The sequence below is a fragment of the Pseudomonas sp. PME37.24/006 genome (genome assembly GCF_055556635.1).
Genome location: NZ_JBVHNL010000002.1, coordinates 997,872 through 1,021,839, shown reverse-complemented (window position 1 = coordinate 1,021,839; position 23,968 = coordinate 997,872). Strand labels below are relative to the sequence as shown.

The 23,968-nt window shown below is 61.0% G+C and carries 22 protein-coding genes and 2 pseudogenes; 12 read left to right on the top strand and 12 right to left on the bottom strand.

Annotation, left to right across the window (positions count from 1 at the left end):
* Positions 1-252: 252 nt before the first annotated feature.
* Positions 253-765, top strand: a complete 513-nt coding sequence (locus ACZ3GY_RS10310) for a RipA family octameric membrane protein (RefSeq protein WP_463566277.1) — start codon at positions 253-255, stop codon at positions 763-765.
* 233 nt (positions 766-998) lie between these two features.
* On the opposite strand, the gene ACZ3GY_RS10305 is transcribed toward ACZ3GY_RS10310, so the two are convergent.
* Positions 999-1,799: a methyl-accepting chemotaxis protein gene (locus ACZ3GY_RS10305; RefSeq protein ID WP_463571758.1), complete on the bottom strand. Its 801-nt coding sequence runs from the start codon at positions 1,797-1,799 to the stop codon at positions 999-1,001.
* 57 nt (positions 1,800-1,856) lie between these two features.
* Positions 1,857-2,645, bottom strand: a pseudogene (locus ACZ3GY_RS10300) (MCP four helix bundle domain-containing protein); the annotation flags it as partial.
* 330 nt (positions 2,646-2,975) lie between these two features.
* Between ACZ3GY_RS10300 and ACZ3GY_RS10295 the strand changes: the two are divergent.
* Genes ACZ3GY_RS10295 through ACZ3GY_RS10270 form a run of 6 tightly spaced genes read left to right on the top strand, consistent with a single transcriptional unit; the run spans position 2,976 to position 8,403 of the window.
* Positions 2,976-3,827, top strand: a complete 852-nt coding sequence (locus ACZ3GY_RS10295; RefSeq protein WP_465909935.1) for an STAS domain-containing protein — start codon at positions 2,976-2,978, stop codon at positions 3,825-3,827.
* 4 nt (positions 3,828-3,831) lie between these two features.
* The gene (locus ACZ3GY_RS10290; protein WP_225831194.1) at positions 3,832-4,194 is read left to right on the top strand and encodes an STAS domain-containing protein; all 363 of its coding nucleotides are present in this window, start codon (positions 3,832-3,834) and stop codon (positions 4,192-4,194) included.
* The gene (locus ACZ3GY_RS10285) at positions 4,191-4,595 is read left to right on the top strand and encodes an anti-sigma regulatory factor (RefSeq protein WP_225831196.1); all 405 of its coding nucleotides are present in this window, start codon (positions 4,191-4,193) and stop codon (positions 4,593-4,595) included. The genes ACZ3GY_RS10290 and ACZ3GY_RS10285 overlap by 4 nt, the downstream gene beginning before the upstream one ends.
* Positions 4,592-5,602, top strand: a complete 1,011-nt coding sequence (locus tag ACZ3GY_RS10280) for an ATP-binding protein (protein ID WP_465910029.1) — start codon at positions 4,592-4,594, stop codon at positions 5,600-5,602. The genes ACZ3GY_RS10285 and ACZ3GY_RS10280 overlap by 4 nt, the downstream gene beginning before the upstream one ends.
* Positions 5,595-6,470 (top strand): sensor histidine kinase, encoded by an 876-nt coding sequence (locus ACZ3GY_RS10275; protein WP_463564332.1) that lies wholly within the window; start codon positions 5,595-5,597, stop codon positions 6,468-6,470. Before ACZ3GY_RS10280 ends, ACZ3GY_RS10275 begins: the two co-directional genes overlap by 8 nt.
* Entirely contained in the window at positions 6,460-8,403 is a 1,944-nt protein-coding gene (locus ACZ3GY_RS10270; RefSeq protein ID WP_465909933.1) for a PAS domain-containing hybrid sensor histidine kinase/response regulator, read from the top strand. The genes ACZ3GY_RS10275 and ACZ3GY_RS10270 overlap by 11 nt, the downstream gene beginning before the upstream one ends.
* Before the next feature lie 37 nt (positions 8,404-8,440).
* Here ACZ3GY_RS10270 and ACZ3GY_RS10265 read toward each other — a convergent pair whose 3' ends face one another.
* Entirely contained in the window at positions 8,441-9,226 is a 786-nt protein-coding gene (locus ACZ3GY_RS10265; protein ID WP_465909932.1) for a 2-keto-4-pentenoate hydratase, read from the bottom strand.
* 24 nt (positions 9,227-9,250) lie between these two features.
* Positions 9,251-10,171, bottom strand: a complete 921-nt coding sequence (locus ACZ3GY_RS10260) for an NAD(P)-dependent oxidoreductase (RefSeq protein ID WP_465909931.1) — start codon at positions 10,169-10,171, stop codon at positions 9,251-9,253.
* 109 nt (positions 10,172-10,280) lie between these two features.
* On the opposite strand from ACZ3GY_RS10260, the gene ACZ3GY_RS10255 reads away from it, so the two are divergent.
* Positions 10,281-11,171, top strand: a complete 891-nt coding sequence (locus ACZ3GY_RS10255) for a LysR family transcriptional regulator (protein WP_465909930.1) — start codon at positions 10,281-10,283, stop codon at positions 11,169-11,171.
* A gap of 128 nt (positions 11,172-11,299) precedes the next feature.
* Positions 11,300-13,762: a PAS domain-containing protein gene (locus tag ACZ3GY_RS10250; RefSeq protein WP_465909929.1), complete on the top strand. Its 2,463-nt coding sequence runs from the start codon at positions 11,300-11,302 to the stop codon at positions 13,760-13,762.
* A gap of 66 nt (positions 13,763-13,828) precedes the next feature.
* Here the strand turns inward: ACZ3GY_RS10250 and ACZ3GY_RS10245 are convergent, their stop codons facing one another.
* The 4 genes and pseudogenes from ACZ3GY_RS10245 to ACZ3GY_RS10230 all read right to left on the bottom strand — a co-directional run.
* A complete protein-coding gene (locus ACZ3GY_RS10245; RefSeq protein ID WP_465909927.1) occupies positions 13,829-14,215 on the bottom strand; it encodes an NUDIX hydrolase in 387 nt (128 codons plus the stop codon).
* 422 nt (positions 14,216-14,637) lie between these two features.
* Positions 14,638-15,039: a DoxX family protein gene (locus ACZ3GY_RS10240; protein ID WP_465909926.1), complete on the bottom strand. Its 402-nt coding sequence runs from the start codon at positions 15,037-15,039 to the stop codon at positions 14,638-14,640.
* A gap of 274 nt (positions 15,040-15,313) precedes the next feature.
* Positions 15,314-15,535 carry a hypothetical protein gene (locus ACZ3GY_RS10235; RefSeq protein WP_465909925.1) on the bottom strand — a complete coding sequence of 74 codons (222 nt, stop codon included), beginning with the start codon at positions 15,533-15,535 and terminating at the stop codon, positions 15,314-15,316.
* A gap of 211 nt (positions 15,536-15,746) precedes the next feature.
* A pseudogene (locus ACZ3GY_RS10230) lies at positions 15,747-15,905 on the bottom strand (con-10 family general stress protein); the annotation flags it as partial.
* 408 nt (positions 15,906-16,313) lie between these two features.
* On the opposite strand from ACZ3GY_RS10230, the gene ACZ3GY_RS10225 reads away from it, so the two are divergent.
* Positions 16,314-16,583: a DUF1652 domain-containing protein gene (locus ACZ3GY_RS10225; RefSeq protein ID WP_465909924.1), complete on the top strand. Its 270-nt coding sequence runs from the start codon at positions 16,314-16,316 to the stop codon at positions 16,581-16,583.
* 115 nt (positions 16,584-16,698) lie between these two features.
* Here the strand turns inward: ACZ3GY_RS10225 and ACZ3GY_RS10220 are convergent, their stop codons facing one another.
* Positions 16,699-17,478 carry a substrate-binding periplasmic protein gene (locus ACZ3GY_RS10220; RefSeq protein WP_465909923.1) on the bottom strand — a complete coding sequence of 260 codons (780 nt, stop codon included), beginning with the start codon at positions 17,476-17,478 and terminating at the stop codon, positions 16,699-16,701.
* A gap of 284 nt (positions 17,479-17,762) precedes the next feature.
* On the opposite strand from ACZ3GY_RS10220, the gene ACZ3GY_RS10215 reads away from it, so the two are divergent.
* Both ACZ3GY_RS10215 and ACZ3GY_RS10210 read left to right on the top strand, forming a co-directional pair.
* Positions 17,763-19,595: a sensor domain-containing phosphodiesterase gene (locus ACZ3GY_RS10215; protein WP_465909922.1), complete on the top strand. Its 1,833-nt coding sequence runs from the start codon at positions 17,763-17,765 to the stop codon at positions 19,593-19,595.
* A gap of 89 nt (positions 19,596-19,684) precedes the next feature.
* A complete protein-coding gene (locus ACZ3GY_RS10210; protein ID WP_465909921.1) occupies positions 19,685-20,317 on the top strand; it encodes a LysE family translocator in 633 nt (210 codons plus the stop codon).
* A 130-nt stretch (positions 20,318-20,447) separates the two neighbouring features.
* Here ACZ3GY_RS10210 and ACZ3GY_RS10205 read toward each other — a convergent pair whose 3' ends face one another.
* The 3 genes from ACZ3GY_RS10205 to ACZ3GY_RS10195 form a co-directional block, all read right to left on the bottom strand.
* Complete coding sequence (locus tag ACZ3GY_RS10205) at positions 20,448-21,914, bottom strand: alanine/glycine:cation symporter family protein (RefSeq protein WP_465909920.1); 1,467 nt, start codon at positions 21,912-21,914, stop codon at positions 20,448-20,450.
* A gap of 294 nt (positions 21,915-22,208) precedes the next feature.
* Entirely contained in the window at positions 22,209-22,667 is a 459-nt protein-coding gene (locus tag ACZ3GY_RS10200; RefSeq protein WP_465909918.1) for a GNAT family N-acetyltransferase, read from the bottom strand.
* Positions 22,668-22,873: 206 nt separating this feature from the next.
* Entirely contained in the window at positions 22,874-23,935 is a 1,062-nt protein-coding gene (locus ACZ3GY_RS10195; protein WP_465909917.1) for an SDR family oxidoreductase, read from the bottom strand.
* Positions 23,936-23,968 lie beyond the last annotated feature (33 nt).

Here is a 23,968-nt window from a genome sequence, read left to right as displayed (position 1 = left end):
CCACAGGCCTGAACTTAACGTCAGCGGCCCTCTCGGAATCTGCATCACGCACTCGTGTCCCCGGAGATTCCATGCACTCACCTATCCATCACGGCAGTTACGCCTTAGCTGTTGGCAATTTTTCGCCGCCTATCATGGCTCTGCACGATCATGGCCCGGCTTCTCATGCATGCCGATGTTCTCTTGGTGGGTTGTCTAGGCGTATGGATGGAGGTAACTGACGTGCCCGGCATCACTCCCTCCTCAATTTCCATGGTTGAGCCCCAGGATGTTTCCGATTCACTGATGTTCGGTACGCCGAAAGCACGCCTGGATTTCTACCGTCGGGAGATCCAGTACGAAACCAGGCTGCTCGCCGATCGAACCAACGCTTATTTGTCCGCTCAGTCATTTCTGGTCATCGCCTACGCCTCGTCCATGGCGAACTCGAATCCGCAGTGGGGGGACCTGTTCACCTTGGTGGTGCCCGCCATGCTGGCGCTGCTAGGGATCGTCAGTTCGCTGAATGCCTGGCCTGGGATAAGAGCATCGTCGGCGATAGTCGGCCATTGGCACTTCAAGCAGGAACAACTGCTGCACAGTGAGCCCAAGTTTGGCCATGCTTACGACGAGTCACCGTTGTTCAGCGAGCATGAGTCCAGTAATGAGCGCTACTACAAGTCCCTGAGATTCTCGCTGCGCTCACCGTGGCTGTTCACCATTTTCTGGATGGTTCTGGGCTTGTTCTCGTTGTGGCTGCAACTGTCGACGTCGGCAAAAATCTGACCGCCCACCGTTTGTCATAACAATCATCACTGGTTCTTTGCAGCCAGTCGGCTGAATGTATGTGATGGGGCGGATGCTCAGTTGGCCGATCTTCTCTGCTCACAATGTTCAGGCGAGGCCGGGGGGCGCCCTGCAGTGACATGTGGGGTTTCCACTGCGCGGTGGAGGAGTGCTGAGGGCTTGCGGGATGGTTACCGCCAGCAACTTGCTGGCGGTGGCCTGCAACGGTGCGATTACAGTTTGAAGTTGCCCACCAGGCCATCCAGGTCTCGGGACAGGCTCTGCAGGTTGCTGCTGGCATCGTTCAACTGATCGGCGATTGCCGTGGTTTCCTGGGTGAGCTGGTTGATCTGCTCGACGTTGCGGTTGATCTCTTCGACTACGCAGGACTGCTCTTCGGTGGCGGTGGCGACCTGGATATTCTGGTCGCTGATCTGGCTGATCTGACCGTTGATCTGTACCAGTGCTTCGGAGGCCTTGCTGGCGTATTCGACCACCAACTCGCTCTGCTGACGCCCTTTGGCCATGGCTTCTACCGCTGAGCGGGATTCGGCTTGCAGGCGGTCGATGACCTTCTGGATTTCATTGGTCGAGGCCCCGGAACGGCTCGCCAGGGTGCGCACCTCATCGGCCACCACGGCAAAGCCGCGGCCCTGTTCGCCTGCACGTGCCGCCTCGATAGCGGCGTTGAGGGCCAGCAAGTTGGTTTGCTCGGAGATGCTGCGAATGGTGCCCAGAGTGGCGCTGATCGCGTCGATCTGTCCGGCCAGTGCGCCGATCACCTGTGAAGCCTGATCCAGTTCGCCACTCAGTGCGCCGATCTGACGGTTGGCCTGGGTGACCACTTCGCCACCCGTGGTGGCGTGCTCGGTGGCTTCGCGCGCCATACGGGCGGCATTCTCGGCATTGCCGGCAATTTCGTTGACCGTCGAACCCAATTCGTGAATGGCGGTAGCCACCTGCACGGTGCGGTCGCTCTGGGCGGTGCAATTGCTTTGCGTCAACTGCGCGCGCTCGGCCACTTCGCGGGCCATGTTGGACAGTTGCCGCGAATTGCCGGCCAGTTGCTGCATGATGCCGTGGATCTTCTCCAGAAAGCGGTTGAAGCTCTGGGCGATATCGCTCAATTCATCGCTGCCGCTCAGTTCGATGCGCGCATTCAGTGCCAGGTTGTCGGCGGCATTGCCCAGGCTGCTTTGCAGGATGGACACGCGACGCCGCAGGTTGGCGACGATCAGCCAGGACGCGATGAACGACACCAGGAGGCCCAGCACGATGATCGTCAACTGACGAGTACGGCCGTCGTTGTAGTTGTCGGTGCTGCGCTGGTTCTGCTGTTCGGCCTGCTGCAGCAGGGCATCGAGCAGTTCGTTGGCGCCCAGGCGCATGGCGCCGTAGCTCTTTGCGTATTGGTCACGATAAATCTGCTGGGCTCTGGCCATGTCGCCGCCATCGAGTGCCTGCAGCATGGGCGTGAGCTCGTTGTTGAGCATTGTCTCGAACTGATCGAGCAGCCGCTGCGCCTGTGCCCGGCGCTCCGGATTGACCTGCGCCTTGACCGCGTTGCTCATGGCTTCGCGCATGCCGGGGATGTCCTCGTTGAGGGCTTCCTGCACACGGGTTTTGACGCCGCGCTCGTCACGCAGTGCGGTGTCCTGCAGCAGCATCATGTCGATGCCAACGCGCATGCGCGGAATCCGCGAGGCGGCTTCGGCCATGGCGCGCATGGGCGCTGAGGTGTTGAGGTAGAGCGCGCTCGCCTCTTTCTGCATATTGGACATGCTGTTGAGACTGGTCACCGCGACCAGAATCAGAGCGGTGCAGGGGATGGCTACTGCGATGATCAGGCGGGCTTTGAGTGTCAGCGTGTCGAGGCGCATGGGTGTTGTTCCATGTCATTGGAGTGACGCCAGTATACGGGCACTAATGATTTCATGCTGCCATGACACGCCTACCGTTCGGCGGGCCGCCGAGCAGAGCCGCGCATGTGGCAAAGCCTGTCGAGCCGCTGGTTCGCCGCGAGATGAGCGTTGCGTTTCAGTTCGCCGAAAATGATGTCATTTTGCTCTGTTCAGCACTTCTTTATGGGGATGATTTGCTCGTACTATGCGTGGCGAAAAACTATCTCCAACTATCCCGAAGCCGTCCTGTCACTGTCTAACAGCGGTAAGTTCGGTAAAGATCCGTATTCGTTCAGGAGTTAATGGCACATGGCAGCACTGCAGATCGGCACCATCGAGGCTATCAAGAACAATCAGGCACAACTGCTCAATGAGTGGACCAGGGGCCTGGAGGCGAGCGGTTCGACTCGCAACCTCAAGGAGCAGGATCTGCAGCAGCAGACCGCGGAGTTTCTGCAACTGACCGTCGCCGGGCTCGAAAACGGTGCTGGTACCAACATCGCCGCTGCCAGCTGGGAAGACGTGCGCCAATTTCTGGAGCGCCTGTCGTCCAGCCGCGCATTGCTTGGTCATGACTCCCATCAGGCTGCTAGCTTCATCTTCGCCCTCAAGGGCCCGCTGTTCGCACTGCTGCAACGCCATTACCGTGACCAGCCCGAAGAGCTCGCTCAGCAGCAGTGGGAAGTCTCCGAGCTGTTCGACAACCTCGGCTTGCATACCATCCGCACGTTCCAGAAATCCCGCGAGTCGGTGATCAAGCGTCAGCAGGAAGAGCTGCTGGAGCTGTCCACGCCAGTGGTCAAACTGTGGGATGGTGTTTTGGCGCTGCCGATGATCGGCACCCTGGATTCGCAACGCACTCAGGTGGTGATGGAGTCCCTGCTGCAGCGTATCGTCGATACCGGCTCGGAAATCGCCATCATCGACATCACCGGCGTGCCGACCGTCGACACCCTGGTCGCTCAGCATCTGCTCAAGACCGTGACTGCGATTCGTCTGATGGGCGCCGACTGCATCATCAGCGGCGTACGTCCGCAGATCGCGCAGACCATCGTGCACCTGGGCCTCGACCTGCAAGGCGTGGTGACCAAAGCCAACCTGGCCGATGCCTTGAAGTTGGCCCTGAGCCGCCTTGGCGTCACCCTCAGCAAAGCGGTCTGAACCCATGGAACGCATTCCGATTTTGCGGATGGGCGAGTTCCTGCTGGTGACCATTCAGGTCGACATGCATGACCAGCTTGCTCTGACCCTGCAGGACGATTTGTCCGAGCTGATCAGCAAGACATCGGCCCGTGGCGTGCTGATCGACATCTCCGCGCTGGACATGGTCGATTCGTTCATCGGCCGAATGATCGGCACCATCTCGGGGCTGTCGAAGATCATGGATGCCGAAACCATGCTGGTCGGCATGCAGCCTGCGGTGGCGATCACCCTGGTGGAACTGGGCATGACCTTGCCGGGCGTGAGCACCGCGCTGAACGTTGATCGTGGGATGAAGTTGCTGCGGGAACGAGTAGCTCAACAATGATCGTACGCAGCAGCGGTACCCAACCGATCAACATCGAGCAGGACGTGGTATTGGCGCGCCAGACCGCACGCAAGCTGGCCACCGAGTGCGGCATGCGCTTGATCGACCTGACCAAGCTGGTCACGGCGGTCAGCGAGCTGGCGCGTAACACCATGGTCTATGGCGGCGGCGGTGACATGGACTGGCAGGTGCTCGAAGACAGCGCCCGGGTTGGCCTGCGCCTGACCTTTCGCGACGAAGGCCCAGGCATTCCCGACCTGAAGCTCGCGATGACCGATGGCTGGACGTCCGGTAACGGCCTTGGTCTCGGCCTGACCGGCGCCAAGCGTCTGGTCGACGAATTCGAACTGGACACCGCACCCGGTGAAGGCACGCGAATCACGATCACCCGATGGACATGACTATCAGCGGCAGCCTGACCCAGGTTCTGCCCATCGACGACAACAGCCAAGTTGGTCACGCCAGGCGTACCGCACAGAAACTGGCCGAGCAGCAGGGTTTCGATGAAACCGATGCCGGCCGTGTGGCCCTGGTGACCACCGAGCTGGCGAGCAACCTGCTCAAGCATGCCGGACACGGTGAGCTGCATTTGCGGGTGGTACCACGCCCGAGCGGCGCTGGCATTGAGGTGCTCGCCGTGGATCGTGGCCAGGGCTTCGACCTGAACGCCTGTCTGGCTGACGGCTATTCCACCGGCGGCACCCAAGGCATCGGGCTTGGCGCGGTCTCACGGCAGGCAGAGGTGTTCGACGTGTACGCCGATGCGCGCGGTGCGGTGCTGCTGGCACGCTTCTATTCACGCACGGACAAACGGCCGGACTGGCGCTTCGGCGTCAGCCAGCATTCGCTGCACGACGACCCGGCCTGTGGTGACGTCTGGCACCTGGCTGCCCAGGACGGCGCCATCAGCGCCCTGGTAATCGACGGGCTTGGCCACGGTGAAGAAGCCGAGCGCGCCGCGCTGGCTGGAGAGCGAGCCTTCGCGCTGGCGCCGTTCAGCGATTCGGTCATGCTGCTCGAAGAGCTCCACTACGCCATGAACGGCACACGTGGCGGTGCGGTGGCCATCGCCCAGGCACGGCTCGACAGCGGCACCTTGCGCTTTGTCGGTGTCGGCAATATCAGCGCCACGCTGATCAGCACCGAGAAGTCCCGTGGGCTGGCATCGCACCCAGGCATCGTCGGTGGCCAATACCGCAAGGCCCGGCCTTTCGACTTTGACGAGATCAACGGCCAGCTATTGATTCTGCACAGCGACGGCCTGCAGTCGCGCTGGAACCTGAAAGACTATCCCGGCCTGGTGCATTGCCATCCTGCCGTGATCGCCGCTGTGCTGCACCGAGATTTCTGCCGCGGCCGTGACGATGTCACCGTCGTGGTCATTGCCCTGGAGGCTGCTCATGGTTGAGCCCACTGACCTTACCCACGCCGAGCAGGCGGCGCTGATCGCCCGCTTGCAAGGCGAAAGCGCTGCGCTGCGCGAAGAGCTCGATGAAACCAACCAGGGCGTGCTCGCTCTGTATGCCGAACTCGACAACCAGGCCGACGAGTTGCGCCAGGCATCGGACTTGAAGAGCCGCTTTCTGTCTTACATGAGCCACGAATTCCGTACGCCGCTGGGCTCGATCCTGAGCATCACCAGCTTACTCACCGACGAGCTGGACGGTCCGTTGAGCGCTGAGCAGCACCGCCAGGTGGCATTCGTCAGCACGGCGGCGCGCGAGCTCAGCGACATGGTCGACGACCTGCTCGACCTGGCCAAGATCGAGGCCGGACGCATCAGCATTTCGCCAGCCTGGTTCGATATGTTCGACCTGTTCTCGGCGCTGCGTGGCATGTTCCGGCCAATCGTCGACGCCAGCGCCGTGGATCTGATTTTCGAGGAGCCAGTGGGCTTGCCGCGGCTGTTCACCGACGACAAGAAGCTGGCGCAGATCCTGCGTAATTTCATCGCCAACTCCCTGAAGTTCACTACCCGCGGCGAAGTGCGGGTGTCCGCTCGCCTGGAGGGCACCGACCGGGTGCGCTTCGCGGTCAGCGACACCGGTATTGGCATCGCCCCCGAGCTGCACGGCACCTTGTTCGAGGACTTCTCCCAGGTTGACTCACCGTTGCAGAAACGCCTGCGCGGCACCGGCCTGGGGCTTTCCCTGTGCAAACGTTTTGCGGCGTTGCTCGGTGGTGAGGTCGGTGTGCAAAGCGAGCCGGGCGTCGGGTCGGTGTTCTTCGTGATCATCCCGTTGGCAATTGCCCAGGAAGCCGCCGATGAAGCCTGATCTGCGCTTGTTGATCGTTGATGACAATGTTGCTACCCGCTATGCCTTGCGCAGGCGCCTTGAGCGGCATGGTTATCGGGTGCTGGAGGCCGGCACAGGCACAGACGGGCTGGAGCTGATCCGCAACGAGTCGCCGGACGCGCTGATTCTCGACGTCAACCTGCCGGACATGAGTGGCTTCGATATAGTCCGCATTCTGCGCGCCGAACCAGCTACGGCGCTGTTGCCGGTGATCCACGTGTCGGCGGCGTCGATCCAGACCGGCGATATCATCACCGGCCTCGAGGCCGGTGCCGACGCCTACCTCGTTCACCCTGTAGACCCTGACGTATTGCTGGCAACTCTGCGCACGCTGTTGCGGGTGCGTGATACCGAACATGCGCTGCGGGAAAGCGAAGCGCGTTTTCGAGAGATTTTCGCCAACGTCTCGGCGCCGATTGCCGTGCTCGATTCGAGCTTCAAGATCCACGAGTGCAACCATGCCTTTGCCCAACTGACCCAGGACAACCACGATACCGAGGCGTTGAGCGAGTGCTTTACCGCTGACCAGAGTGAGCTGCTCGATGAGTTGCGCCTGCGCTTGAAAGCCGGTGAGCGCTGGAAAGGCTCGCTGAACATGCAAGTAAAGGGCGAAACCCGGGAAACCGAGTGGCAGGTGTCACCGTACCGCACCCCGGAACTGAGTTTGGTGTTCGTCGAAGACGTCACCGAGCACCGTCGCCGCGAGCGCCTGCACTTGGCGCAGCTGGACGACGCCACCAGCAGGCTGGCCCGCGAAGTTGCCGAACGCGCCCGCACCGAAGCACAGTTGCTGCAGGTGCAGAAAATGGAAGCGCTGGGCAACCTCACCGGTGGGATCGCCCACGACTTCAACAACATGCTCACTGGCATCATCACCAGCCTGGAGCTGATTCAGAAACGGGTTGCCGAACAGCGTCTCGACCGTGTGCAGCTGTATACCGACGCTGCGCTCAGCTCGGCGATGAGTGCGGCTGCGCTGACTCATCGGTTGCTCGCGTTCGCCCGCAAGCAGCCCCTCGACAACCGCGCCGTAGACGTAAACGAACGTGTGCGCTCGCTGGAAGAGCTGCTGGTGCGCACCATCGGCGAACAGATCACCCTGACCCTGGAACTGACCGGCAAGCCGGCCATCGCCCTGGTCGACCCCAGCCAGCTGGAAAACGCCGTGCTCAACCTGGTGATCAACGCCCGGGATGCGCTGCCTCATGGCGGCAATATCTGGGTCAGCACTTACACCGCCCACTCCAGCGGCGATCCAAACCTGGCTGACGGCATCTACATCGCGCTATCGGTACGCGACGACGGCAGTGGTATCGATCACGCGCTGATCGACAAGGTCTTCGATCCCTTCTTCACCACCAAACCGGTGGGGCAGGGCACTGGCCTTGGGCTGTCGACCATCTACGGTTTCGCTCGCCAGTCCGGCGGCAACGCAAGCATTCGCAGCGCGACCCGGCGTGGTACGGAAGTCACCATCATGCTGCCAGCCAGTAGCGAGCCGGTCGTCATCGAGAACGATGCTGAGCAGGTTGAGCAGCGCGGCGCTGGCGAGCATGTACTGATCGTCGAAGACGTAGCCACGGTGCGAGCCTTCGTCTGCGAAGTGCTGGAGGAGGCCGGTTACCGCTGCACTCAAGCCGAAGACGTGGAGACTGCGTTGGCCCATTTGCAGAGCGATACGGTCATCGACCTGCTGCTGACCGACGTCGGCCTGCCGCGCATGAACGGTCGCGAATTGGCCGAAGCGGCGCGCAAGCTGCGCCCTGCATTGTCGATTCTGTTCATGACCGGCTATGCCGAGAACGCCATCAACCGCCAGGTGTTCCTCGACAGCGGCATGGAGCTGCTGACCAAGCCGTTCAAGATGAGCGAGCTGCTCGACAAGGTGCGTCGCTCGCTTCCTGAGGTCTGATTTTCAGCCAGTGCGGCGTTCGCCTCGTCTGTCCTCGTCAACAGCAAAAGCGAAGCTCCTCGCCCAGATAACGCACCGCCAGTTCATGGCCGCTACCGCTGATATCGAAGGGCTCGCACAGTGCGCCGGTGGAAACGATATCGCCGGCGCGCAGCGTCTCGCCGCGTTCGGCGGCGTGGGCGTAGAGGGCGGCCAGTGAGTTCAGCGGATCGGTGGCGGCATCGCCGTGCAGCGTGCGCGCTTTGGGCTCGCCGTTCAGGTGCACCACGGTCGTTTGCGCGAGTTCGCGCAGCACCTGCAGGTCGAGACCTCTGCAGGCGGGCGTGCCGATGATCAGCGCTTCGAAGCCGACGTTGTCCGCCGTGAAGCTTGGCCAGCCGACGCTTTTGCGGTCGATGAAGCGTGAGCGCACCACCTCGAAGGTCAGGCAGGTATGGCTGATGTCATCGGGCTGCACGCTACGGCCCGGCAGCGGCTCGATATCCCGGGCGAGCACGAAGGCGATCTCGCATTCGATGGTCAGTGGCCCGTTCACGGGGAGCTGCAGCCGTGCTCCGCTGGGGTGACAGCGCGCTGCTTCCAGTTGACCCACCAGCGGCCGCGACAGTTGTGCAGTGCGCATGGCGGCGGGGCTGCCGACGCCCAGCTTCCAGCCGGCTCGAGTGCCGCCCGCTGCCTTGAACAGGCAGTCCTGCGCGTCGTAACCCTGTTGCAGGGTATTAGGGCGCAGCTCGCTGGGCAGGCTGTCGAGCAGCGTTGCGGCGCGCCAGGTTTTCAGCAGCAGCGTAGCGGTAGCAACGGGGTCGAACGCATCGTTTTGCATGGTGGTTCCTGATGGGTAGTCGTCTCAGTGAGACTGAATGGGCGCCGTATTGCTGGTTCGCGACGCGGCGCGAAACTCCACGCCCAGCAGCCGTTCGTAGACCTTGATCATGGCGCCCTTGTCGTCGCGGCCATGGCCTTGCAGCAAGGCGCTCTGGTAGATCGCCGTGGCGGCCGAGAGCAGCGGCAGGGGAATGCCCAGGTCGGCGCTGAGGTGTGCTGCGCTGGAGAGGTCCTTGTAGGCGTGATCGAGCGGGTAGGCGCTGTCGAAGCGGCCGGCGAGTATGTGTGGCAGAAAATAGCTGGACGCATGGCTGCGCCCGGTGCCGTTGTTGACCACGGCGCTGACCTTCTCGGCATCCAGGCCGAGCTTGACCGCCATTGGCAGAATTTCCGCCAGCGCCGCGCAATTGATGTCGTAGAGCAACTGGTTGATCAGCTTGGTCAGTTGGCCGCTACCCGCTGCGCCCATGTGCATGATGGTCGTGGCCATGCTCTGCAAGTACGGCTGCACATCCGCGAACAAAGCCTCGCTGCCGCCGCACATGATGGTCAGGGTACCGTCGGCCGCCCGTGACGGCATGCCGGATACTGGAGCATCCATGAAGTGGATGCCACGCGTCGCCAGCTCGCTTTCGATCGCCAGGGTTTGCTGGTAATCGACGGTGCTGGTGTCGACGACGATGCTTCCCGGGCGCATCCACTGTGCAAGGCCGTCTGCCGCGAACAGCAGTTCCCTGATCACTGTTGCATTGGGTAGGGACAGAAAGACCAGATCGCATTGCGCCAGGCGCCGCCGATCATCGGTGGCTTGTGCGCCCAGCCCGGTCAACTCGGGGTAGGCGCGGCCACTGGCTGAGCTGACCAGCAGGGCGGGGTGATCGTGGAGCAGATTGATGGCCATCGGCCGACCCATCTGTCCGAGACCGATAAAGGCGATAGGCATGGCGGAAGCTCCTGACCGATGGACTGGCGGCCATGCTAGGAGGGTCGGCTCATCATGATAAATATATTGTTATGATGCTTTGCATCACAAATTGTTATGGGGCTGTGCCGTGAACCTGAGAGCGTTGAAGTGCTGTGTGGAAATTGCCCGGCTGGGCAGCTTCACCAGAGCGGCCGAGGCGATGCATATCGCCCAGCCAGCACTGAGCATGGCCGTGACCCGCCTCGAAGACGAGCTGGGTGTGGTGCTCTTCAACCGCGCCGCGCGGCAGATCACCGTGACCGCCGAAGGTCAGGTGTTTCTGGAACGTGTCGCCAAGGCGCTGCTGGAACTGGATATGGCGCGCCAGGAACTGGGTGACATGGCCGATCTGCAACGCGGCGAGATACGCCTCGGCGTGCCACCGATGTTCGGCATCCATTACATGCCGGAGCTGCTCAGCGCCTTTCGTCAGGCGTATCCGGGCATCGTCATGAGCGTGCTCGAAGGCAGTGCCGACGAGATCGGCCGACTGCTCGAGGAGCGGCAGATCGATCTCGCCCTGCTCGAATCACGGCGGGTGAGCAGCGCCTGGGAATCGGTGCTGCTCGGCACTGACGAAATGGTGCTGTGCATGAACGAACAGCACCCCCTGGCCGGTGAGGCACGACTGCCGGCAGGACGTCTGCAGGATGTGGATATGGTGGTGTTCGACCAGAGCTTTCTGCAGCGCCACCTGCTCGATGCATTTTGCGCTGAGGGTGGAGTGACCTACCGCATCGCCCTGCAAAGCAACTTCGTGTCCCTGGTGACCCGGGCGACCTTCGATGGGCTGGGCATTTCCACCCTGTTGCGCTCGGTACAGCAGGGCGAACCCGGTATCGTCGGCGTGCCCTTCGAGCCGGCCCAAGTGATGAGCTTCAGATTGTGCTGGCGGGCCAACGAGTATCTGTCGCTTGCCAATCGACGCTTCGTCGAGTTTGCCCAGCACGCAGGCTTCTTCGAGCATGCGGCAGGCTGAGCGGATTGCCGACAGGTCGCGCCGTTGCGCCTGCCCGGGAAACCGCTTGCAGGAGTGGCAAAAAGTAGCGAGACAGGATTCAATGGCGCTTCGCTTGGCTCCCATTCCCTGCCTGCTCGGTTCCTATCGTGATATCTGATGACGCCGAAGCGCTTCGGCAGCGGCTGCAAGCACTCGAAGACGAAAACGCCCAACTGAAAGCCAGGCTGGCTGCATCCGAAGGCCAGAGCTGGGCTGTGGATCGCGAGATCCGGTTTCAGAAGATCTTCGAGCAGGCGCCTGCTGCGATGGCCGTGCTGCGCGGCGAGCAACTGTCCTTCGAACACATCAATCCGGCTTATCAGCGCGTGCTGGGTCTGGGCGATGTGACGGGAAAATCGGCACGTGAAGTGCTTGCCGGGCGCATTGAACGACGCTTTATCGACCTGATGGAAGAAGCCTACCGGCGCGGTCGCCCGGTGCGCGCACGTAATTTCCAGATGCCTGGTAAAGACGGCTATCAACTGGACTTCCTCTACCTGCCGCAGTTCGATGCCCACGGGCAGGTCGACGGCATCTTCGTCCAGGAAATCGACATCGCCGAGCAGCGCCGGGTCGAGAACGCGTTCGCTCAGGAGCGCGAGCGTTACGAGTTTCTGTTCAACACCATGGACGAAGGCTTTTGCGTCATCGAGTTCTTCGATGGCCCCCATGGCCCGCTCAGCGACTACATCCACATCGAAGCCAATCCGGCCTATGCCGAACACGCGGGTATCCGCAACGTGGTCGGTCAAAAGTTGCGCGAGATGGTCGGTGAGGAGGCGGACAGCTGGGTTGCACGCTACGGCCATGTGCTGCACACCGGCGAATCGATCCGCTTCGAACAGGAGCTGGTCGCAACGGGGCGACATCTGGAAATCAGCGCCTTTCGTGTCGGGCCTGCCAGTCGCAAGCAGGTCGCGGTGCTGTTTCAGGACATCACCCAGCGTAAGAACGCCGAGGCCTCGCTGCGCCAGCTCAACGAAACCCTGGAACTGCGCGTGCGCGATGCTAACGAGGCGCGCCGGGTGCTGGCCGGGGTGGTGGATAGCTCCGATGCACTGATCTTCATCATGGGCTTCGACTACCGCTGGATCGCCATCAACGGCTCGGGCATGCGTGAGTTCGAGCAGGTCTTCGGCGTGTGCCCGCAGATCGGCGACAGCATGAAGGACAACCTCGTCGGTCAACCCGAGAACCTGGCTGCCGTGCTCGCGCCATGGGAGCGTGCACTGGCCGGTGAAGAATTCGATGTGGTGGTGCCTTTCGAGGCCGCAGAGGGTACCCGCCATTACGAAATGCATTTCAGCCGCCTGAACGACACCGACGGCCGCCAGATCGGCGCCTACCAGTTCGTCTACGACATCACCGAGCGCCTGCGCGAGCAAGAGCGCCTGAGTGTGGTGGAAGATGCATTGCGTCAGTCGCAGAAGATGGAGGCGGTCGGCCAATTGACCGGCGGCATTGCCCACGACTTCAACAATCTGCTGACCAGTATCAGTGGCTCCCTGGAGCTGCTGCAGATGCGCCTCAGCCAGGGCCGCCTGAGCGATGTCGATCGCTACGTCAGCGCTGCGCAGAGTGCTGCACGGCGCGCCTCGGCGCTGACCCATCGACTACTGGCCTTCTCGCGCCGGCAGACCCTCGACCCCAAACCGACCAACGTCAATCGTCTGGTAGTCGGCATGGAGGAGCTGATACGGCGCAGTGTGGGGCCGCACATCACCACCGAAGTGGCGCTGGCTGCCGGCCTGTGGTCGAGCTTTATCGACGGCCCTCAGCTGGAAAACGCGCTGCTCAATCTGTGCCTGAATGCCCGTGATGCCATGCCCAACGGCGGTCGCTTGACCATCGAAACCGGCAACAAGTGGATCGACGAGTACGCCTCCCGCGGGCGCAACGTGCCGCCTGGCCAGTACCTGTCGCTGTGCGTCACCGACACCGGTACCGGCATGAGCGACGACGTGATCGAACGCGCCTTCGAGCCGTTCTTCACCACCAAGCCGATGGGCGAGGGCACTGGCCTCGGGCTGTCGATGGTGTACGGTTTCGTGCGCCAGTCCGGCGGGCAGGTGTGCATCTATTCCGAAGTCGGCCAGGGCACCACCATGTGCCTGTACTTGCCGCGTTACTACGACAGCGACGAAGAAGAGAGCGAGCCGACCAGCCAGTCGAGCAACGCGCGTACCGATTCGCGGGAAACCATCATGGTGGTCGATGACGAGCCGGCCATCCGTATGCTGGTCGTCGAGGTGCTAGAAGAGTTGGGGTACACAACGCTGGAAGCCGGGGACGGGGCAGCGGGGCTGAAGATCCTGCAATCGGATGTACGCATCGACCTGTTGGTGACGGACGTCGGCCTGCCCGGTGGCATGAACGGTCGGCAACTGGCTGACCTGGCACGCGTCGAGCGGCCGGCGCTCAAGGTGCTGTTCATTACCGGCTATGCGGAGAACTCGGTGATCGGCAACGGCCACCTGGCCCCCGGCATGCGCCTGCTGACCAAGCCCTTCACCATGGAAGCGGTGGCCAACCGCATCCACGAGATGATCGCGGGCGACAGGTTGGGCTGAGCCGGTCTTACCTTGATTGGTTTTCTGCCCAGGACAGGGGTTTTACTGCTCAGGGGAAAGGGGCTGTCACGCCGGCTGTAGGCAACTCTCGGCAAAATACAGTTCGAGCAGCTTGCGCGAGGGCTTCTTGACGTCTTTGTCCAGGTCGACCGAGGAGAACCAGCGGCAGTCGGCGATTTCGTTCTGCGGCCTGGCGTCCAGGGCTTCTGGCACCGTCACGCGGAAAACATGGTGCGGGCGGCTGTCGAACTCGTGCAGGGCGAGGAACTCCAGCGCCTGGCTGTCCAGTCCGGTTTCTTCGAACAGTTCGCGAAGCGCTGCTTGCGCCGGGTATTCGTTGGCTTCGATCTTGCCGCCCGGCAGTGTCCATTTCGCTTCTGCCTTGCGCACCAGCAGAACCTTGCCGTGCTGGTGGCAGATGACGGTAGCGCGATGTTTGGCGGATTTGATCATGGGTATTCCAGACTTCGTGTGCGGTGTTCATACAGGGCGCCGAAACGCTAAAAAGTTCGGACTGTTTCTGCAGCCTACTCTTTAATTGCGCTCGTGTGATAACCGCATGGCAGACGCTTGCGACGATGATTGCAGAAATATCGTCACAGGCACGTGGAGCGCATCACGCTTGTTGCCTGCCGGCGGCCGGATTTCGTGCACAGCAAGCACCGGTAGGGGCGTCGGGCTTACACCCGGAAATGCGATTCGAATTCTCAAGACTGGGCTTCGTGGCGATTTCGCGAGGTGCGTGGTGGCGGTTTGAATGCCATTGCGGGCTAACAAGCAGATCGACAGGCTGACTTTCTTGAAGGGGCATCGCAGGAGCGTGCTCATGCGCTCCGGCTGGCCACGACCGGCGCGGCAGCCAGAGCCGTGGGGCGTTACTGGAAGGGCAGACGCCTGCCCAGCGCAAAACGACCAGGGCCACTGATCGCCAATGTGGTGAAGATAATTGCCAGCAGCCAAGCGAACTGCCCCTCGGCCAGGCTCCATTCGGGGTGCACCAGCGCCAGAGAAACCAGCAGTACTGCCAGGATCGGCAAGCTGGCGAGACGCGTGAACGGCCCGAGAATTATCAGCAGCGGGCACACCACCTCGGCGAACAGCGCCAGGCTGAGGGTAACGATCGGGCCAAGACCCAGCGGGTCTTCGATCAGGCCGAGCTCTGCCTGCACGTTCAGCAGCTTCGGCAAACCATGTACCGCCAGCAGAAGCAGGCTGCCGGCGACACGAAGAAAGAGCAGCGCCCAGTCGCTGCGTTCATGTACCGGGGTAGGGTGCATGGCAAACCTCCAGTCAAAAGAGGCGCCACTTTGAGCCGGGCCGGCGCCGGCGTCTTGTATGGATGTGCGCTTCTTTACCCGCTTGCTTTGTTTTGATTGGAAAGTCGCCGGGGGAGGTGTCGATGCTTTTTGATGAGCTGCTTTTTACGGCTGCGTATGCATTGTTTTCCATAAACAACAATACCCAACAGGATATGTTGTTTATGGAAAACGGCAGGCGTTCAGCGCTTCATGGTTTGAATGAGACCATGAAGCAAAAATAAGTAGCGGCGGCTTACATGGCTCGCGTTTCGAGGGGCACAAGAGCTTCCAGGATTTCCAGGACGTCTTTGTTTTCGAAACAAGGGGTGCCGGTGATGGTGAGCGATTCCATTGTTAGTGGATGGGTGAGCTCGATTGTCATCAGGTAGGGCGTTTCAATTGTTTTCTGTTCAACGATCGGATTGATGAAGTTGTAGAGTGCGTAAATTGCGTCCAAGCAGAGTGTCTTGATCATTTTGTTTATTCTTCGAGTGCGGTAGCTGTAGGGGGCGTTCAGGTTAAAAATGACCTGGCTATAAATGTACGCTGGTAACGCGCTAATGGGGTTGGCGATACGGTCGCTGATACCCTGGTTAGCCAAGCCTGTCTAGCAGGCTGTATGTCGGCTTGGGTCGAGCAGGCGCCAAAGGCTAGGCCCGCATGTGGTGGGCCTTTGCCGCCCTCAACTAGGACGAACGCTTACCGCCACCGCCATGGCTGTTCTGCCCGCCCTTACGGCCTGCTTCTGCCGCCTTTACGCGATCATTGGCAAAGTTTCCGCCACTGTGCTGGCCACCTTTGCGACCGGCTTCCGATGCTTTTGCACGATCATTCGCGAAGTTGCCTGGGTTGCTATTGGTCATTGTTATCTCCTCATGCATGGGGTTAAGAGGACTGCCCTCATGGGTACTAAGCAACTTTCAAGCGCTTCGTTCTAGCGAAATATTTCACTATAAGACAGGCGGTCGGTGCACGAGGAAATAGCGACACTTCGCAGGTAACTAAAGCGTTGCAAGTGATCGTGCAAAAAAGCCGGAGTAGGTACTGTTCTCCTTGCAAAGTGCATGAGTTATTTTTCGATGCATGTTGTTTTCATTAGAAAAGTTCCTGGCATTGCTGATGCACTAACCTAGTTGCCTGAAATATACCAAGTGTCCTAAGTATTTTTTGCAGCTTCGTTATCAAGCCGACAAAAAAACAGCGCCAGCTTATTTGCGCGGAACGAAAGCCATTTAATCGAGAGGTGAACGGTGATGATGTCCATTTTGGAACAACGGCAGATCGTTGAGGCTGCTTTTTTACCGCTGGGCTGCCGATGCAGTATCGAGGCTGACGACACGGTAACGATCCAGATTCGTGCGTCTGATGATGAACGGGTGCTCCTGAATGCGACGGGTATCAATCGCTCGGAGCTCTCCAGTTCGCGAAGCATTTCGCAGCTGGTGTTGCGCCTGAGGCTGGCGCTCGAGCACGCCAGCGCGGTCGCTGACACGCCTAAGGTTGGAAACGACAGCCTCCTTTAAACAAACGCGGGCATGCGTCATCACCCTCGAAGAGGTCGATTCAGGGGTGATTGAGAAACTCGGCTGAGTGGCCTTCAGGCCGGGTGTCAGCCACTGAAGACCTGCGTTATCCCTCTCAATCCGCTGCCTTGCCGCGTTGCTCGTTCAGGTTGAGCAGATAACTGCGCCGGATACGCTCGACCTCCCCGCTGCGGATCAGCCTCTGCAAAGCGGCGTTCAACCCAGGCAGTTGGTTCGCGTGTTGGCGTTGCAGCTTGATGACCAGGGGCGCATTGCTCAGTTCTACCCCTCGGGGGAAGCGTCCCTGATCGAGGTGGCGAGCGGTGAGCAGTTCGGCGAACACGTCGTCCACCACTGCGATGGCGTCGACCCGGCCAAGCATCAGCAAGTCCAGCAGTGCAGGTTCTCGCGAGGTTTCAACCTTCACCAGCCGCTTATCTTTAAAGGCGGTTTCCAGGCTCTGGTAGGCATACCCGCGCACAATGCCAATGCGCAGCCCTTGCAGCTTTTCAAGTGGCAACAGGCGCGCCGGGTGGTCGCTCAAAAAGTACAGGTACTCACGAATCTGCAAATACGGCTGCGAATACACGAAGCGCTTGTCGGCATCCGCCGTGTTCCAGAGCGGTGAGTCGGCGTAATTGAGATCCAGGCGGCCTTCGTCAAGGAGCCGGTTGAGGCGGTTGGCCGGGTAGAAGACGAAATTCACCTCGTGGCCGTTCTGCGCCATGACCTTGCGCACGATGTCGACGGCGATGCCCTTGGCCTGCCCGTCATCATCCTGATAACTGTAGGGATGCCACTGCGCGCCGCCGCCTAGCAGCGGCTGCCCCAAGCCTGCGTTGCACCACAGCACCATCAGCAGAGCGCAGCCATACAGCACGCTGCAACGCTTCATAGGAACCTCATGAACATCCGTGTTGAAAAGAGCGCGAGTTTAAAACCGCGCCAGGGTGGATTGCTGTCGACTGGTATCCGATATTCATCAATGGCCGCGCGTCGCCCGGCATGTGCGAGCCGGGTAAACCGCACGTTATTGATGCGTATCGTTCCTAGCCGCCCAACGGTCGCTTACTTAGTCGCAACTCTATACGCGTTGTGATGTCATTTCGTTATCATCTATCGTGCTGTTTGTGTAAACGAACCACGATCACGTTTTAAGCAGCAAGCGAGAAAAGAACCATGCTGGCACCCAATCCACCCCTTCCCTTGAATGAGTTGAGCCGGCAGGCACTGCTCGATAAGCATCCGTGCCTCCTCGAACAGAGCACCGATCCCTTTCTCGACGAAGTGGTGAAGATGGCCGCGATGTACTTCAAGGCACCCATCTCGCTGATCACCATCCTCGACCGCAAGCGCCAGTGGTTCCGTGCCCGGGTGGGCACCGAGCTGCAGGAAACACCACGCAGCGATTCGTTCTGCGCCTACAGCGTGGCGATCGGCGAAAGCGTGGAAGTGTGTGATGCCACGCAGGATGAGCGGTTTCGCTACAACCCGCTGGTCACCGGCGATCCAGGTATTCGCTATTACGCGGGTGTGCCTCTGGCGCTCGATAATGGCCTTATCCTCGGCAACCTGTGTGTGATCGATACCCAGCCACGGCCGCCGATGTCGGCGGACGACATGGCCATGCTGCAGCAGATGGGCCGCCTGGCGATGAGCCGCCTCAATGAGATGCGGGCAGCAGCCTATACCGACGGTGCTACCGGTTTGTTCAACCACGCCAAACTGGACGAAGACATCACCGATGCCCTGAGCAGGGGCGACAGCCCGCTCGCCGTGGCCATCGAGCTGGTTTCGCCGGTACAGCTCAATGACATGCTCAAATCCCTCGGCTTTCGTTTTCTCACCGACTTCACCCTGGCGGTGAGAGACACCCTGCGTACATTGCTGCCGCCCGGCTGGGAGCTCTACAAGATCAGCGCGCTGCGTTTCGCCTGCAGCGTACCTGCTAGCCAGCACGAGCAGGCCGAAGACGTGTTTGCGCAACTGGTCGAAGCATTCAGCAAACCGATTCACTGCCAGGGGCTACCTGTATTGCCGCAAATCGGTGTGGGCGTGCTGCGCATGAGCGGCGATGAGCAGCCCGCTGACTGGATGCGCCTGATCGTCTGTGCGGCCGACGAAGCGCGCTCCTCGGGCTGCGGCTGGGCCTATTACGATCAGCAGATGGATGCCGCGCAGCAACGCAGCACCCGTCTGCTCAACGACCTGGCTGACGCGGTGCGCGCTGATGATCAGCTGCGCCTGGTGTTCCAGCCGCGTGTTGACCTGCACAGCGGTGCTTGTCTGTCCGTCGAAGCGTTATTGCGCTGGGCGCATCCGACGCTGGGCGAAATCGGCCCTGCCGAATTCATTCCCCTGGCCGAGAAAACCGCGCTGATCCACGCCGTCAGTTTCTGGGTCATCAACCAGGCGATTAGCCAGATCATCGCCTGGCGCCAGATCGGCCTCGACCTCAAGGTGGCAATCAACGTCTCCGCTGCGGATCTCAACAACGATCACCTGGCCGACGAAATCATCCGCTTGCTGGCTCGCCATGAGCTGGATGGCTCCTGCCTGGAAGTGGAATTCACCGAGAGCGCGTTGGTCGGTGATTTCTCGGTGGTGATCTCACAGCTCGAACGCCTCAAGGCGATTGGCGTGGAAATCGCTATCGATGACTTCGGCAGCGGCTACAGCAACTGGTCGTACCTGCGCGACATCCCGGCTGACACGGTAAAACTCGACCGTTCGTTCATGGACGACCTGCGCCCCGGGCAGAAGGACTGGAACATCGTTCGCGCGTTGATCAGCCTGGCCACGGAGTTGGGCCAGCGGGTGGTCGCTGAAGGCATCGAAACCGAGCGAACCCTGCAGGTTCTGCGTGAGTGGGGCTGTCAGGAGGCTCAGGGCTACTACATCTCTCGGCCGCTGGAAGTGCCAGCGCTGCTGGACTGGCTGCAGCAGGGCCATACAGGCGATGCGTCTGCGCGTGGGCAGGGCATTGGAACCTGCCCATTTCCAGGCGTATGACCCTGAGCGTATGAGGGCTACTCAGGTAATCCACCTGCCGCTGTGAACTGATAGCATCGGCAGGCGCCTTCCCATCACGAGCCTTCACCATGGCCCTGCACCTCTGGTTCACCTTCTTCCTGGCTTACCTGGCCACCACGCTGACTCCCGGGCCGAATGTGCTGTTGGTGGTGCGCAACGCATTGCGCCATGGGCCGTCTGCCATGGGGGCGACCCTGGTCGGTAATCTGGCTGCACAGCTATTGGTGACCACCGGCGTCGCGCTTGGTGTGGGCGCGCTGCTCATTGCCGTGCCTTCGGCTTTTCTGGCCTTGAAGGTAGTGGGTGCCAGCTACCTGATCTACCTGGGCGTGCGCCAGTTGTTAAGCCGTAGCGCTACTGCCACTAACACCGCTGTGGTGATACCCAGCGGGCCTGTCTCGAAATGGCGGATCGGCATTGAGGCGTTTCTGGTGTCGGCGAGCAACCCCAAAACCCTGATCTTTCTCTGCGCGTTCCTGCCTCAGTTCCTGCAACCGGGGCGCTCCATCGTCGGGCAGTTTCTGGTGATGTACCTGACCATCGCGGCAATCGTGATCGTCGTGCACTCGGTGTACTGCTACACCGCGTTTCGCTTCAGCAAACGCCTCAGGGCCGCGCAGTGGGTCGCTGCGATCAAACGTCTTACTGGTGCGCTGTTCATTGGTTTGGGCGTGCGACTGCTCAATACGCGCGCGTTGTAAGACGGTATCTGGTCGTACTTGTGGGGGGCAGGGCAGGTCGTTCTGATCAGCGCCACATTCTTCCCGCGAGAGGTGTTTCAAGCGTAAGCATCACCGCTGAAACCCCTCTCGCCAGGTCGATGGCGCCGCTTCAGTTCTTCAGCGTCTTCGTCGCTGCGTCGCTGTAAGTTTCTGCGCAGGTGGTGCGATCGCTGCCGTCCCAGCATTCGATGTTCTTCAGATCCGGCATATCGTCGCGATGGAACACCGGCTCCACACCCTGACGGCGTTGCTCGTTGTAGTGCTTGAGCAGCCGAATGACGATGCCGGCCAAGGGCAGAATAGCGATCAGGTTGGTCAGTGCGAGCAGTGGCATGAACACGTCAGCCATCGACCAGACCACGGATACCTTGGCTACCGAGCCAATCAATACGAATGCCAGCACCAGTACACGGAACAGGTTCAGGCACAGTTTGCTGCCGAACATGTACTGGATGTTCGACTCGCCGTAGTAGTAATTGCCGATCACCGAGGTGAAGGCGAACATCAGAATGGCGAAGGTCAGAAAGTGAATGGCCCAGTTGCCGAGCTGTTCGGCCAGCGCCCACTGCGTGAGGCTTGCCCCCATGGTTTCATCGCCATAGGCGTGGCTGGGATCGGCGAGCAGAATGATGATCGCCGTCATGGTACAGATCACCATGGTGTCGAAGTACACACCCAGGGTCTGCACCAGGCCCTGCTTGACCGGGTGGGATACCGACGCCGTGGCACTGGCATTGGGCACCGAGCCCATACCCGCTTCGTTGGAAAACAGACCGCGGCGCATGCCCATCATGATCGCCGCGCCGATGCCGCCACCGGCTATCTCGCGAATGCCGAAGGCATGGGTGAAAATCTCGCCGAACATGGCCGGCACCCGGCCGATATTCATGATGATGACTAGCGCACCAATGCCCAGATACAGCACCGCCATCACCGGCACCACGGTCACCGATACCTTGGAAATGGTCTGCACACCGCCAAAGATGATCACGCCAGTCAGCACCGTCAGCACGATGCCGATGCCCCAGGCCAGCGTCTCGCTACCCCCTTCGCCGCCGAACGAGGTCTGCATGGCATCGACGATGGAATTGGCCTGCACCGAGTTGAACACCAGGCCATAGGTGATGCTGATCATTACCGCGAAGGTCACCGCCAGCCAACGCCAGCCTAGGGCCCGCTGGATGTAATAGGCCGGGCCGCCGTGGTAACGGTACTGTTTGTCGGACTTGTACAGCTGCCCCAGTGTCGATTCCACGAAGGCCGTCGCGCCGCCGAGCAGCGCCACCACCCACATCCAGAACACCGCACCCGGTCCACCCAACGCAATCGCCGTGGCCACCCCGGCGATATTGCCGGTGCCGACCCGCGACGCCGCAGAAATGGTGAAGGCCTTGAAGGAGGAAATCGCCTCCTTGTCGCCATGGTTGCTCTCGAGGATGACCCGAAACATTTCGGGGATCATCCGCAGCTGCACGCCACGACACCTATAGGTCAGATAGACACCGCTAAGCAGCAGCATGGGAATCGCGAGGTAAGTCCAGAGCAGGCCGGAGAAGGCATCGAGCAACGCAGACACAGGCGTCTTCCTTTGGTCGTCTTTATTCGAAGGGGCGCGAGGATAGGGCAATCCGCCCAAATCCCCAAACCCGACGCCGCTGACGGCAGGCCGATAAGCCCATTTCCCTTACCCGCAGCGGTATTGCTTAGGGCAGGGACGGGCGGGATGGTTCAGGTTAACGAAGCGGCGGGAGAAGGGCCCATAGCCGCTAGCGAGTGCGCTGTTGACTATGGGGGGTGGACAAGCTGCGCGTTGTCCACCCTACGAAAGCGGGCGGAGTGACGCGAAGCGTCCTATGAGTGGTGTCGAGCCTTATTGGGTAATCAGCACTTTATCGAGCAGCTCATAGCCCGATCTGTCTGCGTAGCCACGGCTGCGGTAGAACCGGCGTGCCGGCTCGTTACCCCGTGACAGTTGCAGCGCGATATTGGTGTAGCCCCGGCGTGCGAATTCTGCCTCGGCGGCGGCCAGCAGTTCTACGCCAACTCCGCTGCCGCGCTGGGATGACAGCACGAAGAACTCGTCGATCTCTGCGGTGAGCCCCAGGTATTCGAGGCTGAATACCTGAACGGCCAGTAGATAACCCACTGCGGCACCGTCCACCACTGCAATCCAGCCGGCGCCTAGTTCCGGGGTCGAGAGCAGGCGAGTGAGCTGGGTGGCGACGCGGGTCTGATCGAAGCCGGTAATGCCCTCGAAGTCCCAATAGTTGGCCACCAGGGGAAGCAGGGCTGGCACGTCGTTTGGCGTCGCTTGCTGTATGCGCATCATCTTCTGGAGCAACCTGCGGACAGTGGCACGGGAGACCTCGGGCGAAACGCGGCATGACAGGCTGTCACTTGCGCTTGTTCGCCCAGGTCAGGGTATCGGCAGGATGATAGCGCCGTATGGACGTTCTACGCACCCAGCCGGTTGGTTTGGCATCGTGACGAGTGTTACGTGCATGCGATGGTTCCAACCCACCCGGATGTTTAGGCTCAGGGAATCAGCTTGGCGGCGCGCAGGTGTTCGAATACGGCGAAGAACGCTTCGTCGCTGGCCTGATAGTCGAGGAAGCCCAGCTTGCGGCTTTTCGACATGTCGGTAACCACTTCGATGGGGCGGCCCAGGTCGGCGTCGGTGTGCCAGGGGGAGATCAGTCGGGTGATGTCGGCTTCGGCCAGATCGTGTTTGGCAACCAGCTCCAGCCAGGTCGCGGCATCGCCAGCCATCTGTTCTTCCAGCGGTGCAGGCTGGCCTTCGAAAGCGGCGGCTTCGATGCCGAACCACTCGGCGATACGTTGCCACATCCAGCTCCAGCGGAACACGTCACCGTTGACGATGTTGAAGGCCTGGTTGGCGGCTGACGGGGTGGTCGAGGCCCAGTGCAGTTGCTTGGCCAACTGGCGGGCGTCGGTCATGTCGGTCAGGCTGTTCCACTGCACGGCCGAGCCGGGGAAGCGGAACGGGCGACCGGTTTCACGGCAGACCGAGGCGTAGACGGCGAGGGTGGTCGCCATGTTCATGGCGTTGCCGACTGCCACACCGGTGATGGTGTGCGGGCGGTGCACGCTCCAGGTGAAGCCATCGCGCTTGGCGGCGGCGAACACCTCGTCTTCCTGGGCGTAGTAGAAGTTCTCCACGTCCAGGCGGCCCTGTTCCTCGCGGAACGGCGTCTGTGGCAGGCTGCCCTTGCCGTAGGCTTCGAATGGGCCGAGGTAATGCTTGAGCCCGGTGACCAGCGCGACATGCTTGACGCTGCCGGCGGCGCGCAGGGCGTCGAGCACGTTGCGGATCATGGCTGAGTTGACGCGGATGTTCTCCGCTTCGGTCGCCTGGCGTGCCCAGGTGGTCAGGTACACGTGGCTTGGTTTGAGGCCCGCGAGGGCGCTCGCCAGCGAGGCCGGGTCGAGCAGGTCGGCGGCCAGTGGAGTAATGTTTTCGGCGGCCTTTGGGTTACGGGCCAGGCCGGTGACCTGCCAACCCTGATCGGCCAGCAGGCGAGAAGTGGCGCTGCCAACGATGCCGCTAGCGCCAACGACCAGTGCGTGATGTGTCATTAGGGATTCCTTCGTGGATAGAGCATTGGCACC